10 protein-coding genes are annotated in these 17,516 nt (G+C 42.6%); 4 read left to right on the top strand and 6 right to left on the bottom strand.

The annotated features are described in order from the left end of the window. Positions 1-136: 136 nt before the first annotated feature. The 3 genes from H6G79_RS29475 to H6G79_RS29485 all read left to right on the top strand — a co-directional run bounded on the left by H6G79_RS29475 (position 137) and on the right by H6G79_RS29485 (position 9,846). Positions 137-973, top strand: coding sequence for an endonuclease/exonuclease/phosphatase family protein (locus H6G79_RS29475; protein WP_190593794.1), 837 nt, complete (start codon positions 137-139; stop codon positions 971-973). Between the two features lie 9 nt (positions 974-982). Next, positions 983-2,425 (top strand): cardiolipin synthase, encoded by a 1,443-nt coding sequence (gene cls / locus H6G79_RS29480; protein ID WP_190593792.1) that lies wholly within the window; start codon positions 983-985, stop codon positions 2,423-2,425. A gap of 806 nt (positions 2,426-3,231) precedes the next feature. Continuing rightward, positions 3,232-9,846: a HAMP domain-containing protein gene (locus tag H6G79_RS29485; RefSeq protein WP_191049382.1), complete on the top strand. Its 6,615-nt coding sequence runs from the start codon at positions 3,232-3,234 to the stop codon at positions 9,844-9,846. Between the two features lie 41 nt (positions 9,847-9,887). On the opposite strand, the gene H6G79_RS29490 is transcribed toward H6G79_RS29485, so the two are convergent. Both H6G79_RS29490 and H6G79_RS29495 read right to left on the bottom strand, forming a co-directional pair. Then, complete coding sequence (locus H6G79_RS29490) at positions 9,888-11,615, bottom strand: succinate dehydrogenase/fumarate reductase flavoprotein subunit (protein WP_190593789.1); 1,728 nt, start codon at positions 11,613-11,615, stop codon at positions 9,888-9,890. Between the two features lie 163 nt (positions 11,616-11,778). Further along, positions 11,779-12,096: a hypothetical protein gene (locus H6G79_RS29495; protein ID WP_190593787.1), complete on the bottom strand. Its 318-nt coding sequence runs from the start codon at positions 12,094-12,096 to the stop codon at positions 11,779-11,781. A 336-nt stretch (positions 12,097-12,432) separates the two neighbouring features. Here H6G79_RS29495 and H6G79_RS29500 point away from each other — a divergent pair, with 336 nt between their 5' ends. Further along, positions 12,433-13,083, top strand: a complete 651-nt coding sequence (locus H6G79_RS29500; RefSeq protein WP_190593785.1) for a hypothetical protein — start codon at positions 12,433-12,435, stop codon at positions 13,081-13,083. 70 nt (positions 13,084-13,153) lie between these two features. Here H6G79_RS29500 and H6G79_RS29505 read toward each other — a convergent pair whose 3' ends face one another. From H6G79_RS29505 to H6G79_RS29520, 4 genes are all read right to left on the bottom strand, one after another. After that, a complete protein-coding gene (locus H6G79_RS29505; RefSeq protein WP_190593783.1) occupies positions 13,154-13,507 on the bottom strand; it encodes a hypothetical protein in 354 nt (117 codons plus the stop codon). A gap of 346 nt (positions 13,508-13,853) precedes the next feature. Next, positions 13,854-14,228 carry a hypothetical protein gene (locus H6G79_RS29510; protein WP_190593780.1) on the bottom strand — a complete coding sequence of 125 codons (375 nt, stop codon included), beginning with the start codon at positions 14,226-14,228 and terminating at the stop codon, positions 13,854-13,856. 616 nt (positions 14,229-14,844) lie between these two features. Continuing rightward, positions 14,845-15,624, bottom strand: coding sequence for a class I SAM-dependent methyltransferase (locus H6G79_RS29515; protein WP_190593778.1), 780 nt, complete (start codon positions 15,622-15,624; stop codon positions 14,845-14,847). Between the two features lie 132 nt (positions 15,625-15,756). Beyond that, the gene (locus H6G79_RS29520) at positions 15,757-17,493 is read right to left on the bottom strand and encodes a R3H domain-containing nucleic acid-binding protein (protein WP_190593777.1); all 1,737 of its coding nucleotides are present in this window, start codon (positions 17,491-17,493) and stop codon (positions 15,757-15,759) included. Positions 17,494-17,516: the final 23 nt, after the last annotated feature.

A 17,516-nucleotide genomic window follows, 5' to 3' on the forward strand; every position in this document is an offset into this window, starting at 1 on the left:
TTACTTGTATAACTCTTTTACAGCTTGGACTTTTGCCACCAATTACTGCTAATTCTATATAAATTATACTGGATTTATTTCTGCTATTCTAGCATAGCTACTCTGGGAGAGCCATAAAGTTTAGTAAATTTGAGTCATGTCTGAGTTCAAAGAAAACATTGCCTCTTTCGCCAGACAGTTTGTTCCCTCTTATCGATTCATCCGAACCCATGAATCTACACTCGGTAACAGTCATGAACTGCAAACAGAACTAAAGCCTCACTCAATTAAGGTTTTAAACTGGAATATTGCTAAAAATAACTTTGACAAAAGTTGGTTTAAAGATTTTTACAGCATTCTGCGACAGTACCAACCTGATTTAATCTTCTGTCAAGAAGTCCGTATGAGTGTAGGCGTGGAACAAATTATTGGGTTTAACAAATTGAGTTGGGCTTATGCACCGAATTTTATTGATACCCATCATCAAACTTATTCAGGGATTTTAACAGCAGCTAATATTAGTCCTCTCAGCAAGAAAGCGATAGTTACTAAACACTATGAACCTTTAGTAAACACGCCCAAGGTTTCATTAATTACAGAATATGCTTTATCTCACCAGCAAACAACCCTATTAACTATTAATAGTCACTTAATTAATTTTGTTGATTTAACCAAATTTAAAACTCAATTACAAGAAATAGACTTGGCCTTATCTACACATCACGGGCCGATTATTTTTGCTGGTGATTTCAATACTTGGAATCGTCAACGAGCCATACTTTTAGATAAAGCTGTCACTAAATTAGGGTTAAAGTCAGTAGAATTTGCCCCTCATGAAAGCAAGAAGATTAAAAGGTTCCTTTTGTCACCACCCCTAGATTATATTTTTTATCGAGGATTAACTGAAAAATCCGCCAGTGCCAAAGTTTTAGACGAAATTAATTCATCCGATCACAAGCCATTGCTGGCAGAATTTAGTTATGTCGATATGTAAGAAATAAAGATGCTTGTAGACATTAGCATCCTCACTTTTTTGAGTGCAGCTACCGTTGTCGTTCATGCCTTGGGAATTGCCCATGCTGCCCATGCAGTCATGACTGTACGTTCTTCCCGTGGTGCGATCGCCTGGAGTATTTCGTTAGTTACATTTCCCTGGCTGGCTTTACCTTTATACTGGATTTTAGGCAGAACTAAATTTCATGGCTATGCTGAAGCCTTACGTTCAGTCTTTTCTGAACATCAAAAATTAGTTCACAAAGCGTATAGAGAAATCACTAAATTTCAAGTTGTCATCCCCGAAAAATTAAAATCACTAGCACCATTAGCAGAAACATTTACAGGCGTTGCTTTTACATCAGGTAATGCGGCAGAATTACTCATTGATGGACAGCAAACATATCCAGCAATGTTAAGGGCGATCGCTTCTGCGAAAAACTATATTTTGCTGCAATCTTACATCGTTGATGATGATGAATCAGGTCATAAATTTCAAGCCGCTTTAATTGCGAAAGCACAGCAAGGCATTCGGATTTATTTTCTCTACGATGAAATTGGTTCTAACAAATTACCTCGCACTTATATCAACTCTCTACGCCAAAATTTTATTCAAGTCAGCGCATTTCATACCACCAAAGGTAGAGGTAATCGTTTTCAGCTTAACTTTCGCAACCATCGCAAAATTTTAGTAGTCGATGGTGAAATTGCATTTACTGGTGGTTTAAATATTGGCAATGATTACGTCGGGAAAAATCGCCGTCTCAGTCCTTGGCGCGACACTCATATAAAATTGCAAGGGCCGACTGTTCAAAGTCTACAAAGTTCTTTTTTACAAGATTGGTATTGGGCAAATCGTCAAGTTATCGATGTTAACTGGCAAGTGCAACCCAACTGGGAAGCTAACCAAACAGCATTAATTTTACCCACAGGCCCCGCCGACAAACACAAAGCTTGTCAACTTTTTTTCGTGAATGCTATCAATCAAGCCCAAACTCGCCTGTGGATAGCGACTCCCTATTTTGTTCCAGATGATTCAACTCTGACAGCTTTAAAATTAGCAGCAATGCGCGGTGTAGATGTTCGGATTATTTTACCAAACCGACCAGATCACTTATTTGTTTATCTTTGTTCCTTTTCTTATTACAATGAAATGAAACCCATCAATATCAAGTTTTATCGCTACAAACATGGGTTCATGCACCAAAAAATCATCCTCATCGATAATGATTTAGCAGGAGTAGGCACAGTCAACCTGGATAATCGCTCATTTTTTCTCAACTTTGAAGTTATGAGTTTTATTATCGATGGTCAATTTGTCAACAGCGTTGAGAAAATGCTAAAAACCGATTTAGCTGCTTCTGTAACCGTAGATTTTGCCGAATATGAGCAAAAACCTTTGTGGTTCAAGTTAGCTGTGAGAATCTCTCGTTTACTCACCCCTTTGTTGTAGTCATAGATTTACTTCTCATATAGGAATCCGCTTTGATTGTTGAAATTATCTGTAAAGGCTGGGAGTAGGGAGTAGAAAAGAGCATTTTGTAGGTGTACTGATTTTTTTCAGAAATCAGTACATTCAGATCAGGCTTCTTTCCTACTCCCGACCCCCCATTCCGGATTCCTATAGATATTTTTTGTTTCGCGCAAATAAGTTAAAAGAGAGCGAATTTTGTCAATACATCTTTGTGTATAAAGTTTATCTGCAAATTCTTTTCCTGTCATACCAATTCTGTATGAAGATGCACTGAATTAGATAACGAACCACATAGACACACTCTTCGGCTACTCTTACGAGAACGCCTGACGGCGAACCCGCAGGGTAGGGTGCAAAGTACACAAAGAAAGAAGAGATAAAAGATTAAATGCAGCCTCAAATAGAATTGTTCCCACCTCCAAATAACAAATTTATTTCATACTGTCTTCTACCTTATGTTAGATAGAAATAATCTATTATTCCTCCTAAAGTTAGATAAATTCTAGAGTTAAAATCATTGATATTTATTAATAATGAGTCTGTTATATTAAAAATGACTTTTAACTATCTTCAGCAAGAGTTTAGTTAACAATCAGCAAAAAAATTCTCTTCTGAAAAGCATTTATACTTAAGCATCAATTTACTTATCCAAGACATATCAATTTTGGTATGTAGATGTGTTGCTTAATGATGATTCTTGGATAATAACGCTCTGCAACATTATGAGTGTGCAGTATTAATCTCATCGCCCTAAAATCACTCCCCAGTTTCCCCAGGATATAGCAATGGCAACCGAACAGTTAACCAGAGAAAGCGACAATCTTGATTTAAAACAATTGCTGAAAACACTCACTGCTGTGAAAAAAGGTGACTTTTCGGTGCGGATGTCCGTGGAAAATACTGGTTTGGCAGGTAAAATTGCTGACACGCTCAACGATATTATTGAGCAAAATGAACGGATGGCGTTAGAACTCCAGCGCATTGGGAATGTGGTTGGGAAAGAAGGGAAAATTACAGAACGCGCCTCTTTAGGAACTGTGCGGGGGTCTTGGTCAGATTGTGTGAATTCTGTCAATACTCTAATTACAGATTTAGTCCAACCGACAGCCGAAACTACAAGGGTGATTCGCGCGGTGGCAAATGGGGATTTGTCTCAAACTATCGCCACAGAAATAGATGGTAAACCCCTCAAAGGCGAGTTTCTGCAAACAGCCAATATTGTTAACACAATGGTAGAGCGGCTGGGTTCTTTTGCGAGTGAAGTTACCAGGGTAGCGCGGGAAGTGGGGACGGAAGGTAAACTCGGTGTCCAAGCCGAAGTGCGGGGTGTGGCGGGAACTTGGAAAGACCTTACCGATAATGTGAATTTGATGGCAGGAAATTTGACGGGGCAGGTGCGTAATATTGCGGAAGTTGCCACAGCGATCGCCAATGGTGACTTGTCCAAAAAAATCACCGTCAATGTCAAAGGGGAAATTCTGGAACTGAAAAACACCGTTAATACAATGGTAGATCAGTTGAACTCCTTTGCATCGGAAGTAACAAGGGTAGCGCGGGAAGTGGGGACGGAAGGTAAACTCGGTGTCCAAGCCGAAGTGCGGGGTGTGGCAGGAACCTGGAAAGACCTCACCGATAACGTGAATTTGATGGCGGGAAATCTTACTGGGCAGGTACGTAATATTGCGGAAGTTGCGACGGCGATCGCCAATGGTGATTTATCGAAGAAAATCACTGTGGATGTGAAGGGCGAAATTCTGGAGTTGAAGAACACTATCAATATCATGGTGGATCAACTCAGTTCATTTGTGTCAGAAGTAACAAGGGTGGCGCGGGAAGTCGGAAGCGAAGGTAAGTTAGGTGTCCAAGCTGATGTTAAAGGTGTGGCGGGGACGTGGAAAGATTTGACTGACAGCGTGAATTTCATGGCGGGGAGTTTGACAGCCCAGGTACGGAACATCGCGGAAGTGACAACGGCGGTGGCAAATGGGGATTTATCCAAGAAAATCACTGTGGATGTGAAGGGTGAAATCTTGGAGTTGAAGAACACTATTAATACAATGGTGGATCAGTTGAACTCCTTCGCGTCGGAAGTTACAAGAGTAGCGCGGGAGGTGGGAACAGAAGGAAAACTGGGTGTCCAAGCCGAAGTGCGGGGTGTGGCGGGAACTTGGAAAGACCTCACTGATAATGTGAATTTGATGGCGGGCAATTTAACAGGACAGGTACGTAATATTGCGGAAGTGGCAACAGCGATCGCAAATGGTGATTTATCGAAGAAAATCACTGTGGATGTGAAGGGCGAAATTCTAGAGTTGAAAAACACAATCAATATCATGGTGGATCAACTCAGTTCCTTTGCATCAGAAGTCACCAGGGTGGCGCGGGAGGTCGGAAGTGAGGGTAAGTTGGGTGTCCAAGCTGATGTGCGGGGTGTGGCGGGGACATGGAAAGACTTAACCGACAGCGTGAATTTCATGGCGGGAAGTTTGACAGCCCAGGTAAGAAACATCGCGGAAGTGACAACGGCGGTGGCGAATGGTGACTTGTCCAAAAAAATCACCGTGGATGTAAAGGGTGAAATTCTGGAGTTGAAGAACACGATTAATACAATGGTGGATCAACTCAACTCCTTCGCCAGTGAAGTAACGCGGGTGGCGCGAGAGGTAGGAAGTGAAGGTAAATTAGGTGTCCAAGCGGAAGTGCGCGGGGTGGCGGGGACTTGGAAGGATTTGACTGACTCTGTAAACTTCATGGCGGGAAGTTTGACAGCCCAGGTAAGAAATATTGCGGATGTCACAACGGCGGTGGCGAATGGGGACTTGTCGAAGAAAATCACCGTGGATGTGAAGGGTGAAATTCTGGAGTTGAAGAACACGATCAATACAATGGTGGATCAACTCAGTTCCTTTGCATCGGAAGTAACTAGAGTGGCGCGTGAGGTGGGAACAGAAGGAAAACTGGGTGTTCAAGCGGAAGTGCGCGGTGTGGCGGGAACTTGGAAAGACTTAACAGGTGCGGTGAATATGATGGCGGGGAACCTCACCGACCAAGTACGTAGTATAGCGGAAGTTGCAACCGCGATCGCCAACGGGGATTTATCGAAAAAAATCACTGTCCAAGTTAAAGGCGAAATTCTGGAGTTGAAAAACACTATCAATATCATGGTGGATCAACTCAACTCCTTCGCCAGTGAAGTAACGCGGGTGGCGCGTGAGGTAGGAAGTGAAGGTAAGTTAGGTGTCCAAGCAGATGTTAAAGGTGTGGCGGGGACATGGAAAGACCTCACCGACAGCGTGAATTTCATGGCGGGAAGTTTGACAGCCCAGGTAAGAAACATCGCAGCAGTCACAACGGCGGTGGCGAATGGCGACTTATCCAAGAAAATCTCTGTGGATGTGAAGGGTGAAATTTTGGAGTTGAAAAACACCGTCAATACAATGGTGGATCAACTTAATTCCTTTGCGTCGGAAGTAACGAGAGTAGCGCGGGAGGTGGGAACGGAAGGAAAACTTGGTGTTCAAGCCGAAGTCAAAGGTGTGGCGGGAACATGGAAAGACCTCACCGACTCTGTGAATTTCATGGCGGGAAGTTTGACAGCCCAGGTAAGAAACATCGCGGAAGTGACAACGGCGGTGGCGAATGGTGACTTATCCAAGAAAATCACCGTGGATGTGAAGGGTGAAATTTTGGAGTTGAAGAACACTATCAATACAATGGTGGATCAGTTGAACTCCTTCGCTAGTGAAGTAACGCGGGTGGCGCGTGAGGTGGGTACAGAAGGTAAACTCGGTGTCCAAGCTTATGTGCGTGGCGTTGGTGGGACGTGGAAAGACCTCACCGATAACGTCAACTCAATGGCGGGGAATCTGACAGCCCAGGTAAGGAACATCGCGGAAGTAACTAAAGCGGTAGCGAATGGGGACTTGTCGAAGAAAATCACCGTGGATGTGAAGGGTGAAATTCTCGACTTGAAGAACACGATTAATACAATGGTGGATCAACTCAGTTCCTTCGCCAGTGAGGTAACGCGGGTGGCGCGGGAGGTGGGAACGGAAGGAAAATTAGGCGGTCAAGCTTTAGTACAAGGTGTGGCGGGAACCTGGAAAGACCTCACCGATAATGTGAACTCAATGGCGGGTAACTTAACCGCCCAAGTGCGAGGAATTGCGCGAGTTGTCACCGCCGTGGCGAATGGAGATTTGAAGCGGAAATTGATGTTAGATGCGAAGGGTGAAATTGAAACCTTAGCGGAAACCATCAATGAAATGATTGATACCCTAGCGACCTTTGCCAATCAGGTCACAACCGTAGCGCGAGAAGTGGGAATTGAGGGTAAACTTGGTGGTCAAGCCAGGGTACCAGGGGCGGCGGGAACCTGGAAAGACCTGACAGATAACGTCAATGAACTAGCCGCGACTTTGACAACACAGCTACGGGCGATCGCAGAAGTGGCGACGGCGGTAACAAAAGGCGACTTAACCCGGTCAATTTCCGTGGAAGCACTAGGGGAAGTGGCAATCTTAAAAGACAACATCAACCAGATGATTGCCAATTTGCGCGAGACAACCCAAAAGAACACCGAACAAGACTGGTTAAAGACCAACCTCGCCAAGTTTACCCGGATGTTGCAAGGTCAGCGCGACTTAGAAACAGTCTCCAAATTAATTCTCTCGGAACTTGCACCCCTTGTAGGCGCACAACATGGCGTATTTTACTTAATGGATGCAGGCGAACAACAACAAGCATATCTAAAATTACTCAGCAGCTACGCCTACCGCGAACGCAAACATCTAGCCAACCGTTTCCATTTGGGTGAAGGTTTGGTGGGACAATGCGCTTTAGAAAAAGAGCGAATTTTGTTAACGGAAATCCCCAGCGATTATGTCAAGATTAGTTCTGGTTTGGGTGAAGCTTCTCCACTCAACGCTGTAGTTTTACCTGTGTTGTTTGAAGGACAAGTCACCGCCGTGATTGAGTTAGCTTCCTTCCGGCGCTTTAGTGAGATTCATTTAACCTTCTTCGACCAACTCACCGAAAGTATTGCGATCGTTCTCAATACTATCGCCGCTTCCATGCGTACCGAAGAATTACTCAAACAATCCCAATCTTTAGCCGAAGAACTGCAAACTCAGCAAAACGAACTCAAAGAAACCAACAAACGCCTCGAACAACAAGCCCAGTCTCTCAAAACTTCCGAAGATTTACTCAAGAAACAACAAGAAGAGTTACAACAAACCAACGCCGAACTCGAAGAAAAAGCCGAATTACTGGCGTTGCAAAAGAAAGAAGTTGAACGCAAAAACTTAGAAATTGAACAAGCGAGACGTTCTTTGGAAGAAAAAGCCGAACAATTGGCGCTGTCATCCAAATATAAATCCGAATTTCTGGCGAATATGTCCCATGAACTGCGGACACCATTAAATAGCTTGTTGATTTTAGCGAAGTTGTTAACCGATAACATCGATGGGAACCTCAGCACCAAACAAGTGGAATACAGCCGCACAATTTACTCGGCGGGGAATGACTTGTTGGCGTTAATTAACGACATTTTAGATTTAGCAAAAATTGAGTCGGGAACCATGTCCATTGATATGTCGCAGATGTTAGTGACAGATTTGCGAGATCAAACAGAACGCACCTTCCGCCAAATCGCCCAAGATAAAGGACTCAGTTTCAGCATTGAAACCGGTGCTGATTTACCAAAAGCCGTTTATACTGACCCAAAACGCTTGTTACAAGTCCTGAAAAATCTCCTTTCCAACGCCTTTAAATTTACCGAACGGGGAGAGGTACGCTTACGCATTGAAGTCGCCAAGCAGGGGTGGAGTATGAATCAAGAAAGCTTGAACCGCGCCCCAATGGTAGTCGCCTTTTCCGTAATCGATACAGGAATTGGTATCGCCCCGGAAAAACAAAAAGTGATTTTTGAAGCCTTCCAACAAGCGGACGGTACTACCAGCCGCAAATACGGCGGTACAGGTTTAGGTTTATCCATCAGCCGCGAAATCGCCCGTTTATTTGGTGGCGAAATCACCTTGGTAAGTAACGTCAGTCAAGGTAGTACATTTACCTTCTACTTACCCCAATTTGATTCTGACTCCACCTTCATTCTGCCAGAACCCACATCTCAACTAGTTCTCACTCCCCAACCCCCCCCTCCCAACTCCCCACTCCCAACTCCCCCCTCCCCCCTTCTAGAAGACGATCGCATTGATATCCAAAACAGCGATCGCGTATTATTAATTGTCGAAGATGACATTCATTTTGCTCGCATTCTCTTGGATATGGCGCAGCAGCAAGGTTTTAAAGTCATCGCCGCCCAAAGTGGTACTAATGGTTTAGCCCTCGCCCAACAATTCCAACCCGCCGGGATTTTACTCGATATCCGCTTACCTGATATGGATGGTTGGACTGTCCTCGACAGGTTAAAGCATGACGCAAATACCCGTCACATTCCGGTTCACATCATGACCGTCGAAGAAGGTAAACGCCGGAGTTTACAATTAGGTGCATTAGCTTATTTGCAAAAACCAGCCAGCAGCGAAAGTATCTCGGAAGCTTTAAATAAAATCAAAGGTTTTGTCGAACGACGGGTGAAGAATTTACTGGTAGTAGAAGATGACGACACCCAACGCCATAGCATTGTTGAGTTAATTGGTAACAGCGATGTCGCCACAACCGCCGTCGCCACAGGTACAGCCGCCTTAGAAGCAATTAACGCCCAACCCTTTGATTGTCTCGTCCTCGATTTAGGGCTACCCGACATGAATGGGTTTGAACTGCTTCAGCAAATCAAACAGCAGCCAAACGGCGAATCATTACCCATCATTATTTACACGGGGATTGAATTAACCAAAGCCCAAGAAATTGAACTACGACGCATTACCGAGACTATCATCGTCAAAGATGTGCGATCGCCCGAACGCCTTCTTGATGAAACGACATTATTTTTACATCGAGTCCAAGCAAATTTACCAGAACCCAAACGCCAAATTCTTGAACAACTCCACGCCCGTGATTACATCCTGGCAAACAAAAATGTATTAATTATTGATGATGATGTCCGTAATATCTTTGCCTTGACCAGTATGTTAGAACGCTATCACATGCAGGTGCTGTATGCTGAAAATGGCAGAGATGGCATCACCATGTTAGAAACTACACCCGATATTGATGTGATCTTAATGGATGTGATGATGCCAGAAATGGACGGTTACGAAACTACGCGCTTAATTCGCCAAAATAACCGATTCATCACCTTACCAATTATTGCCCTCACCGCCAAAGCCATGCAAGGCGATCGCGAAAAGTGCATCGAGTCCGGCGCATCCGATTACATCACCAAACCCGTAGATATTGAACAATTACTGTCTTTACTGCGCGTTTGGCTATATCGGTAAACTGACTATGATTGCCACATCACCCTATCTCCTACATCTAGCTAATACTTTCTCTCCTGTGGCTGAAACATATTAATCACTACGGGGCGATATTGAATATCAATTCCGGCGGGTGAATAGTAAGCCATTGTATGTTGCAGGAAATTGACATCATCGCGCTGGGGAAAGTCTTCGCGGAAGTGTGCGCCGCGACTTTCTTGCCGATTTAAGGCTGAGGCGAGAATTGTTTGTCCGACTACCATTAAGCTTCGCAGTTCTAAAGCTTCTACTAGTTCGGTATTCCAGCAGCTACCTTTGTCGTCTAAGAAAACTTGAGAATATTTTTGTTGTAATTGCGTTATTTTTTCCCAACCTTGACTCATTAATTCTTGAGTGCGGAAAACGCCGCAGAACTCGGTCATAGTATCTTGAAAGGCTTGGCGGACTTGGTTAATTCGATACTCTCCTGGTTGTTCTAGTAAGGCTTGAATTTCTTGTTGGGCTTCTGTGATGTAACGCTGTTCATCTATGGAAGGTAATTTACGTTGCTGTACATATTGAGCGATCGCCGCCCCAGTGCGTTTGCCATAAACTACACATTCTAATAGCGAGTTACTACCTAAACGATTTGCCCCATGAACAGATACACAAGCCGTTTCACCCGCCGCAAAGAAGGCTTCCACTAAAGCATCACCACTACTACGAACTTGCCCATCTGTGTTCACAGGTATACCACCCATACAATAATGAATTGTCGGGCGGACTGGCATTGGTTGAGTCACTGCATCAACGCCGACTAAGCGGTGGGCTTCTTCCCAACAGAAGGGAACGCGACTCATGATTTTTTCTTTGCCCAAATGGCGCAAGTCGAGATAGACAAAGGGGCCGCCAGCACTACCATCAGAATGCACACCACGTCCCGCCCGAATTTCGTAAGCGATCGCCCGTGAGGTAATATCGCGGGGTGCTAGTTCCATCCGGCTGGGTGCATAGTTCGCCATAAAGCGATCGCCTTCACTGTTGATTAAATATGCCCCTTCTCCCCGCACAGCCTCGGAAATCAACACCCCCACTGGATACAAGCCTGTGGGATGGAACTGCACAAACTCCATATCTTCCAGGGGTAAACCTGCAAGTGCAGTCATCGCCAAACCATCACCTGTAGAAGCATAATCATTGGAAGTAGTGTTATAAACGCGACCATAACCACCAGTGGCAAACATCACCGCCTTTGCCCTGACCACCTCAATATGCCCATCCAATAAGTGATACATCACCAAACCCTTCGCCTGTCCTTCTTCTAAAATCAGGCGCATTACGTACCACTCTTGATAAATCTGCACACCGTAACGCCGCAGATTATTGACTAATTCATGCAAAATTGCGTGACCAGTTTTATCAGCCGCGTAACAGGTGCGATTGTGAGAATGTCCCCCGAAAGCCCGTTGGGCGATGCGTCCATCAGGTAAGCGCGAGAATAAAACACCCAAATGTTCTAAGTCAATTACCACATCTGGCGCTTCTTGGGTGAGAATTGCAACTGCATCTTGGTCTGCTAAGTAATCAGAACCTTTGACAGTATCAAAAGCATGTGCTTCCCAAGAATCTTCAGTATCAACATTTTTTAACGATGCAGCCATTCCGCCTTGGGCTGCAACCGAATGAGAACGGATAGGGTGAGTTTTGGCAATGACAGCAACATTTAAACTGGGGTCAGTACGGGCAATTTCCACCGCCGCCCGACAACCTGCCAATCCTCCCCCAACAATAATGACATCATGTTCCAGCATAACTAGCCCCCGATCGCAAAAAGCTGCTGTTCTATTGTAGAGACGGGATTCACTTAGTGGTTTGTGATCTGTACAAAAAAATTCCCCATCTGCTGACAGGGAAATTAATCATTAGTTCAGAATTCAACACCAACAATTAATAAAATTTACTACTCCCCACTTTTCAGGTAGTAGCTTGTACAGGTTTTTGCTGAGAAATATTACCAGGGATAGGTACAGTTTTGGTTCCTGGCTCTACAGCAACTAGTTCAATATGATTTAACAATGTAGTTACAAAAGCAAATAGCAAGAAAGGCAACGAAAGCAGCACAATTAAACCTACAGTTGCTAAAGCATATACTGGTCGTCTCGCACCCATCAAGGCTAAGGCAGATGCCAGACTAACTGCAATTGTAATCAGCCAAACAATAATTTGACCGTAAATATCGCCAAAAGTGAGTGTACAGACAAATCGATAGTTTTTTATATCACTAATGTTCATGACACTTGCCTCAAGTCTTTCCTATAGGTTCTACGTTAGAGCCATGTTTGGCTATAAAACAATTTCTAAATATTTTTGCAATGTTTGTAATATCACTTTACACTTCGTTTTGTTTGTTACAAAAGTTGTTGATTCAGCAGATTTTGATTTCAAAACTTAATTAACAGTTTTCATCACAACTCCAATGATTTTGAAAATCATAAAACAGATTTATTATTTTAAATTTAATTTAATTTAATTTTTAGATTTGGCAGAATAGATATTTTTGATAGTTCTGCTGTCAATTCACCCAAATCTCTACTTTCAGTGACTTTTGATTTTTGGTGTGGCAAACTAATGAGCAAGCTATTAATGACCAACATTCGCTATCACCAAATGCTGATGATATTTAGGATAGTTTCAATTTTCATATTCTGTATCACAATCTTAGCAACTAATATTAGCTTTCCTTTTTGGAAAATTTACTCACCACAAACGGGTATATCCCTGAGTTTTATATTTTTATTTATTGGTTTACCCATAGCTATTTTGAATGGATTCGCATTAGCCAGAGCAAGTAGCATAATTGTTAAAAATAAAAGCCGTAAAACTGAATACTTTACATTGTTTATCTTAACTTTAGGAATTTTGTGTTTTGTAATCGGAATTGCTCACAATGCTTATCAAGCTATTCCTGCGAACAACTTGAATCTTTATCGTCAGCCAAGAGAGTATATAGTCAATTTAATTAAATTAGGAAAATTACATGGACAAATTCGGTGTCTCCAAAATGAGGTTGAACTAGAAAAATGTATAGAAGAGATAGAATTGCCAGATAAATATAAAGGTTTATCAAGAAATGGCAAGGTAATTTTAAGTACAAATTTAAAAGAAATATCTATTAAGTTTACCCATAGCACTTATAACTTTGGAGATGGCAGTATATATATAGTTTACTCAAGTTTAAAAAATAATTTATCTGAAGCCAAATGGCAAATAAGCAAATAAAAAAATAGCGATCGCATCGCTAAAATCTTGATTAACAAAAGATAAAATGAAAGCGATCGCTGTTGAAACTTTAATAAACCAAAGGTCTAGCACCACTCATTTGACGCAACGAATTGATGCAGGCTGGACAGTCACAACCAAACAAAGTCACTGCCATTTCGCTTTCTTGGTCACTAAACTCTAACATCGGCACATTATCGTTAGAAAATTCTACTTCAGCCTGTTCAGTCGGGATTTGTGCTAACACAGACGCTCTAGCACATACTAAGCCAACCTTATGCTTATTGCGGATACAAGATAAACGGTCTTCAGTATTTTTAACTACTGGTTCTGCTGCTTGTACTTGATTAACCATCGCTGTCATCGACAGAATAGAACTAATCAGCATCGGAGTGGAAAGTAAACTCAGTATAATTTTATTCATTGGTCTCCTCTAAAATTCCTGGCCGCTTAGAATAATTAAATCTTACGTGTACCATGAATGTCCATCAGGAGCTTATGTTTCCTAAATGAGTAAGGAGTAAATACTTATGACTTATCAGGACTTAGGCAAAATTATGAAAAAACCTAGACGCACTCTTAGGCTACTCTGACCAGAACGTCTAACAGTGAACCCGCAGGGTAGGACATTACTTAAAGAACGCAAAAATAATTTTTCCCAGTGCAAATTTTCCTCAGCCAGGAAAGGAAAGGATTAATCTTAATAAAAACAAAAATACCGGACTTAACAAGTTCCGGTAAAATCCTTGGGAATATCTACTAATGAGCCATTAATGAATTCTTTCGCGGAGTAATTGTTCTTCTAAAGCCGCAATCCGATTGTAAGCTGCGGTTAGTTGCGCTGTTAGTCTTTGTATCTGAATTTCTGGTGTTAAAACTTTATCCCCACCTTGACGATTCATATCAATATAAGCGCCATCTGTCAGAACATCCTTGTGTTCTAGTTCTTGATTAAAACTAATTTGTCCTCTTAAATGATAGGGAAAAGTCTCGCTATTTTCTTGATAGTTATCTTTTACAGATGTTTTAGCCAAGGAACACTCTGTGAAAGCCTGAGCAACTTTAAAATCTAGCTGCTCAATTACCTGGTAGAGGGCATCCAGTTTATGGCTCAAAGTTAGAATCTGGTTTTGTAATGGCTCCATCTAATACCCTCGTCAGTATATTTCCTCCATGTTATTCAATTTACTGGCAATGTTAAACATACTTATGAATTATTTAATTATTCAAATAATTTGTCGAAATGATATACCTAAGTCATTAATTATCAATCTTTCTCAAAAAAATCTGGAAGTCAATGCCATCACCAATGTTAAAAAATGTAAATTTGGACTAACTTATTTTGAGAAAAATTTGAAATATTAAAAAACAAAAACCTATTTACGAATAACTAAAACAATAAAAGCTACAGTAGTCTGATTTATTTTAGAAATTATCTATACAGCCTGAGAGTAAGGCTTGGGGAGTCGGGAGTAAGAAAAAGTGTTTTGTGGGTTTACTGTTTTTTTCAGAAATATTAAGTATCATTTATGCTTATATTTTTATTTTTATCTAGTTCTCTCATAATTGATGTTTTCTTGACAATTAATTGTTTTTTAAATTTTGATTGAAATTTGATTGTGGAATGGGTTTCTAGCTGATCTATTGTAGGCTTTTCGTCCCACACCACAAACAAGCTACCAAACTGACACAGATAAATTTATCCAATAGCAGCAATTCTATCCGCGTTTATCTGCGGTTAATTTGATTACGGACACGCTACTACACTTTGATAGCGATAATGCGAATTCTGCGATAGTCTGCCAGCCAAACATGATTTTTGTAAAGTGTAGGCTTGAGGTAGTCTTCAACATTACGAATCACTTCTACTTGTTCCACAGCCGAAAGGTTGGTGAAAAAATTACTAGCAAACATTTCTAGCCAGTTTTTGATACCTGCTGTCTCATCTGCTAAGACGGTGGGACGGGGAAACAAAATAGCATGAGTAACTTCAAAGCCTTGTTTTTCCAGTAAATTACTATACTCACTAATACTAGGAAAATACCAAGGATTGAAAGTTTGGGGGTGAGATAGACCAATTTTTGCCAAAGCCATATACAAGGCTTGAACTATAGATTCTACGTTACCTTTACCACCAAATTCAGCAACAAAACGCCCTCCTGGTTTGAGTGCTTGATATATGGAGGCGATCGCAGTATCTGGTTCTTTAATCCAATGCAAGGTAGCATTAGAAAATACAGCATCAAATAGTTTGTCTATTTGCAAGTTACGAGCATCAGCAATTTCAAACCGTAAATCAGGATAATTTTGTCGCGCCTTTTCAATCATTGTGGCGGCGCTATCAATTCCCATCACCTCAGCACCAGACTCGGCAATTTTGGCAGCAAGTTGACCAGTGCCACAACCTAAATCTAAAATCAATTCTCCCGGTTTGGGGTTCAGCCATTGCAATAAATCTTCGCCATATTGCCACACAAAAGCGTGTTTATCTTCATAAAGCAAAGCATTCCAATTATCTTGGGATGGCGAAATCTGATTCATATTCAGTAAAATCTTACGCAATGAGAGGAAAAATCAAGAGTTTGAAGAAGGGTGTAGGAGTCTTAGGTATTCAAAACCCTTACACCCCCACACCCTTACACCCAACTTCAACAACTAACCTTTGTGCGAAAATTACGCCGGATAAATCCTTAAGCGACGATTAGGTTCTTCGCCAAAACTATGGGATTTGAGGCGATAATGTTCTACCAACTCATGCTGCATTTTGCGGACTTGGGGAGAACGGGGCAGTAACTCCACTGGCTGTCCTTTAGGAATGACAATTTGCTCGACTGCAAGTCTAGCTTCTTCTAGGGCATCAATTTCGTCATCGCTACCACTGTGCAGAAAAAGTTGCAATTCGCGGTCATCAGCAATTTCTGGTTCATCGATGTTCAATAACCGCCGCAGTCCACGGGTAATTTGCGGAATGGTGCTGGCTTTAATCATGTGGATAGGCACATGACGGGCTTTAGCCATTTGCCGTAGTTTAGCGTGGTTTTTGACATGCGATCGCAATGCCAAAATTGCATCAGCACTATCGATGTCTTTTGTCAATACCACAGGCAAAGTCAGCACACTAACTACCTGTTCTAATTGGTGGCGACTCACCCCATAAGGATAAACATGCAGTGGCAAATCTTCCCCGTTGGGGCCAGCATTCTTCGTGGCGGCGAAATCAATGGTGTCGGAGTAGTTAAAGGATTCCTCTAGCAAGCGGTCAAACTCGCTCTGTCCAGTTGTTTTTTCCCGCTCTAGACTCAATGGCGGAAGTGCCACCATCTGTCCCGATGCCCGCCAGCCACTAGACTGTCGCCCAGAGGAGAAAGTGTCTTCCCCACTCGCTAAATGACCGCCACGACCATTCACCACCGATAGCTGTCGAGTCATGACAACTTTACCATTATCATCCACAGTGCGGGTTTGTGGGCTTGGTTGCCGTCCACGCAATAAAGTATCTACTGTGTCAGCAACACTTTCGTGAACTACCCAACGCTGTCGTTCTAACATCTCTACAGCAATTTCAAAGGTAGGCGGAGCTTTACGCTCTAACACCGTTTTTTGCGAACCACGCCTTCTGGCTTCGTCGTCTCCCAGTGTCACAGCCTGAATACCACCAACCAAATCAGAAAGTGTGGGGTTTTTGATCAGGTTTTCAATTTGGTTCCCATGAGCAGTGCCTACTAACTGCACACCACGTTCGGCAATGGTACGTGCTGCTAAAGCTTCCAGTTCGGTGCCGATTTCATCAATCACAATTACTTCCGGCATGTGGTTTTCCACTGCCTCAATCATGACTTGATGCTGAAGTTCTGGATGAGCTACTTGCATCCTTCTCGCACGACCAATGGCAGGGTGAGCAATATCGCCATCTCCGGCAATTTCGTTGGAGGTGTCGATAATTACTACTCGTTTGTTTAGCTCATCTGCCAACACACGGGCAATTTCCCGCAGGGCAGTAGTTTTACCCACACCTGGACGACCTAGCATGAGAATGGATTTACCTGTTTCTACCAAATCGCGGATCATACCGATAGTACCGAATACCGCACGACCAACACGACAGGTTAAGCCAATTATCTTACCATTCCGATTGCGGATAGCACTGATCCGATGCAAAGTTTGCTCAATTCCTGCTCGATTATCTCCGCCAAAGGTTCCGACTCGCTGAATACAATCATCAATTTGTGCTTGAGTTACGGGTGTTTCACTCAGATACTCAGCTTGATTAGGAAAGCGAGCTTCTGGGCGACGACCCAAATCCAAGACTACTTCAACTAAACTATCTCGCTGAGGATGATTTTCTAGTACTTGTCGCAAGTCTTGGGGCAAGATGTCTAATAACTTTTGGAGATCGTCTTTAATCGTCATGCTTTCTATGGTGACGTTTTGAG

This window comes from Anabaena sp. FACHB-83, from assembly GCF_014697485.1.
Classification (GTDB): domain Bacteria; phylum Cyanobacteriota; class Cyanobacteriia; order Cyanobacteriales; family Nostocaceae; genus Nostoc_B.

What these genes read in the sequence shown, in the direction of transcription:
- H6G79_RS29475 (WP_190593794.1), top strand. Translation starts at nt 137, where the DNA reads ATGTCTGAGTTCAAAGAAAACATTGCCTCTTTCGCCAGACAGTTTGTT.
- cls (WP_190593792.1), top strand. Translation starts at nt 983, where the DNA reads ATGCTTGTAGACATTAGCATCCTCACTTTTTTGAGTGCAGCTACCGTT.
- H6G79_RS29485 (WP_191049382.1), top strand. Translation starts at nt 3,232, where the DNA reads ATGGCAACCGAACAGTTAACCAGAGAAAGCGACAATCTTGATTTAAAA.
- H6G79_RS29490 (WP_190593789.1), bottom strand. Translation starts at nt 11,615, where the DNA reads ATGCTGGAACATGATGTCATTATTGTTGGGGGAGGATTGGCAGGTTGT.
- H6G79_RS29495 (WP_190593787.1), bottom strand. Translation starts at nt 12,096, where the DNA reads ATGAACATTAGTGATATAAAAAACTATCGATTTGTCTGTACACTCACT.
- H6G79_RS29500 (WP_190593785.1), top strand. Translation starts at nt 12,433, where the DNA reads ATGAGCAAGCTATTAATGACCAACATTCGCTATCACCAAATGCTGATG.
- H6G79_RS29505 (WP_190593783.1), bottom strand. Translation starts at nt 13,507, where the DNA reads ATGAATAAAATTATACTGAGTTTACTTTCCACTCCGATGCTGATTAGT.
- H6G79_RS29510 (WP_190593780.1), bottom strand. Translation starts at nt 14,228, where the DNA reads ATGGAGCCATTACAAAACCAGATTCTAACTTTGAGCCATAAACTGGAT.
- H6G79_RS29515 (WP_190593778.1), bottom strand. Translation starts at nt 15,624, where the DNA reads ATGAATCAGATTTCGCCATCCCAAGATAATTGGAATGCTTTGCTTTAT.
- H6G79_RS29520 (WP_190593777.1), bottom strand. Translation starts at nt 17,493, where the DNA reads ATGACGATTAAAGACGATCTCCAAAAGTTATTAGACATCTTGCCCCAA.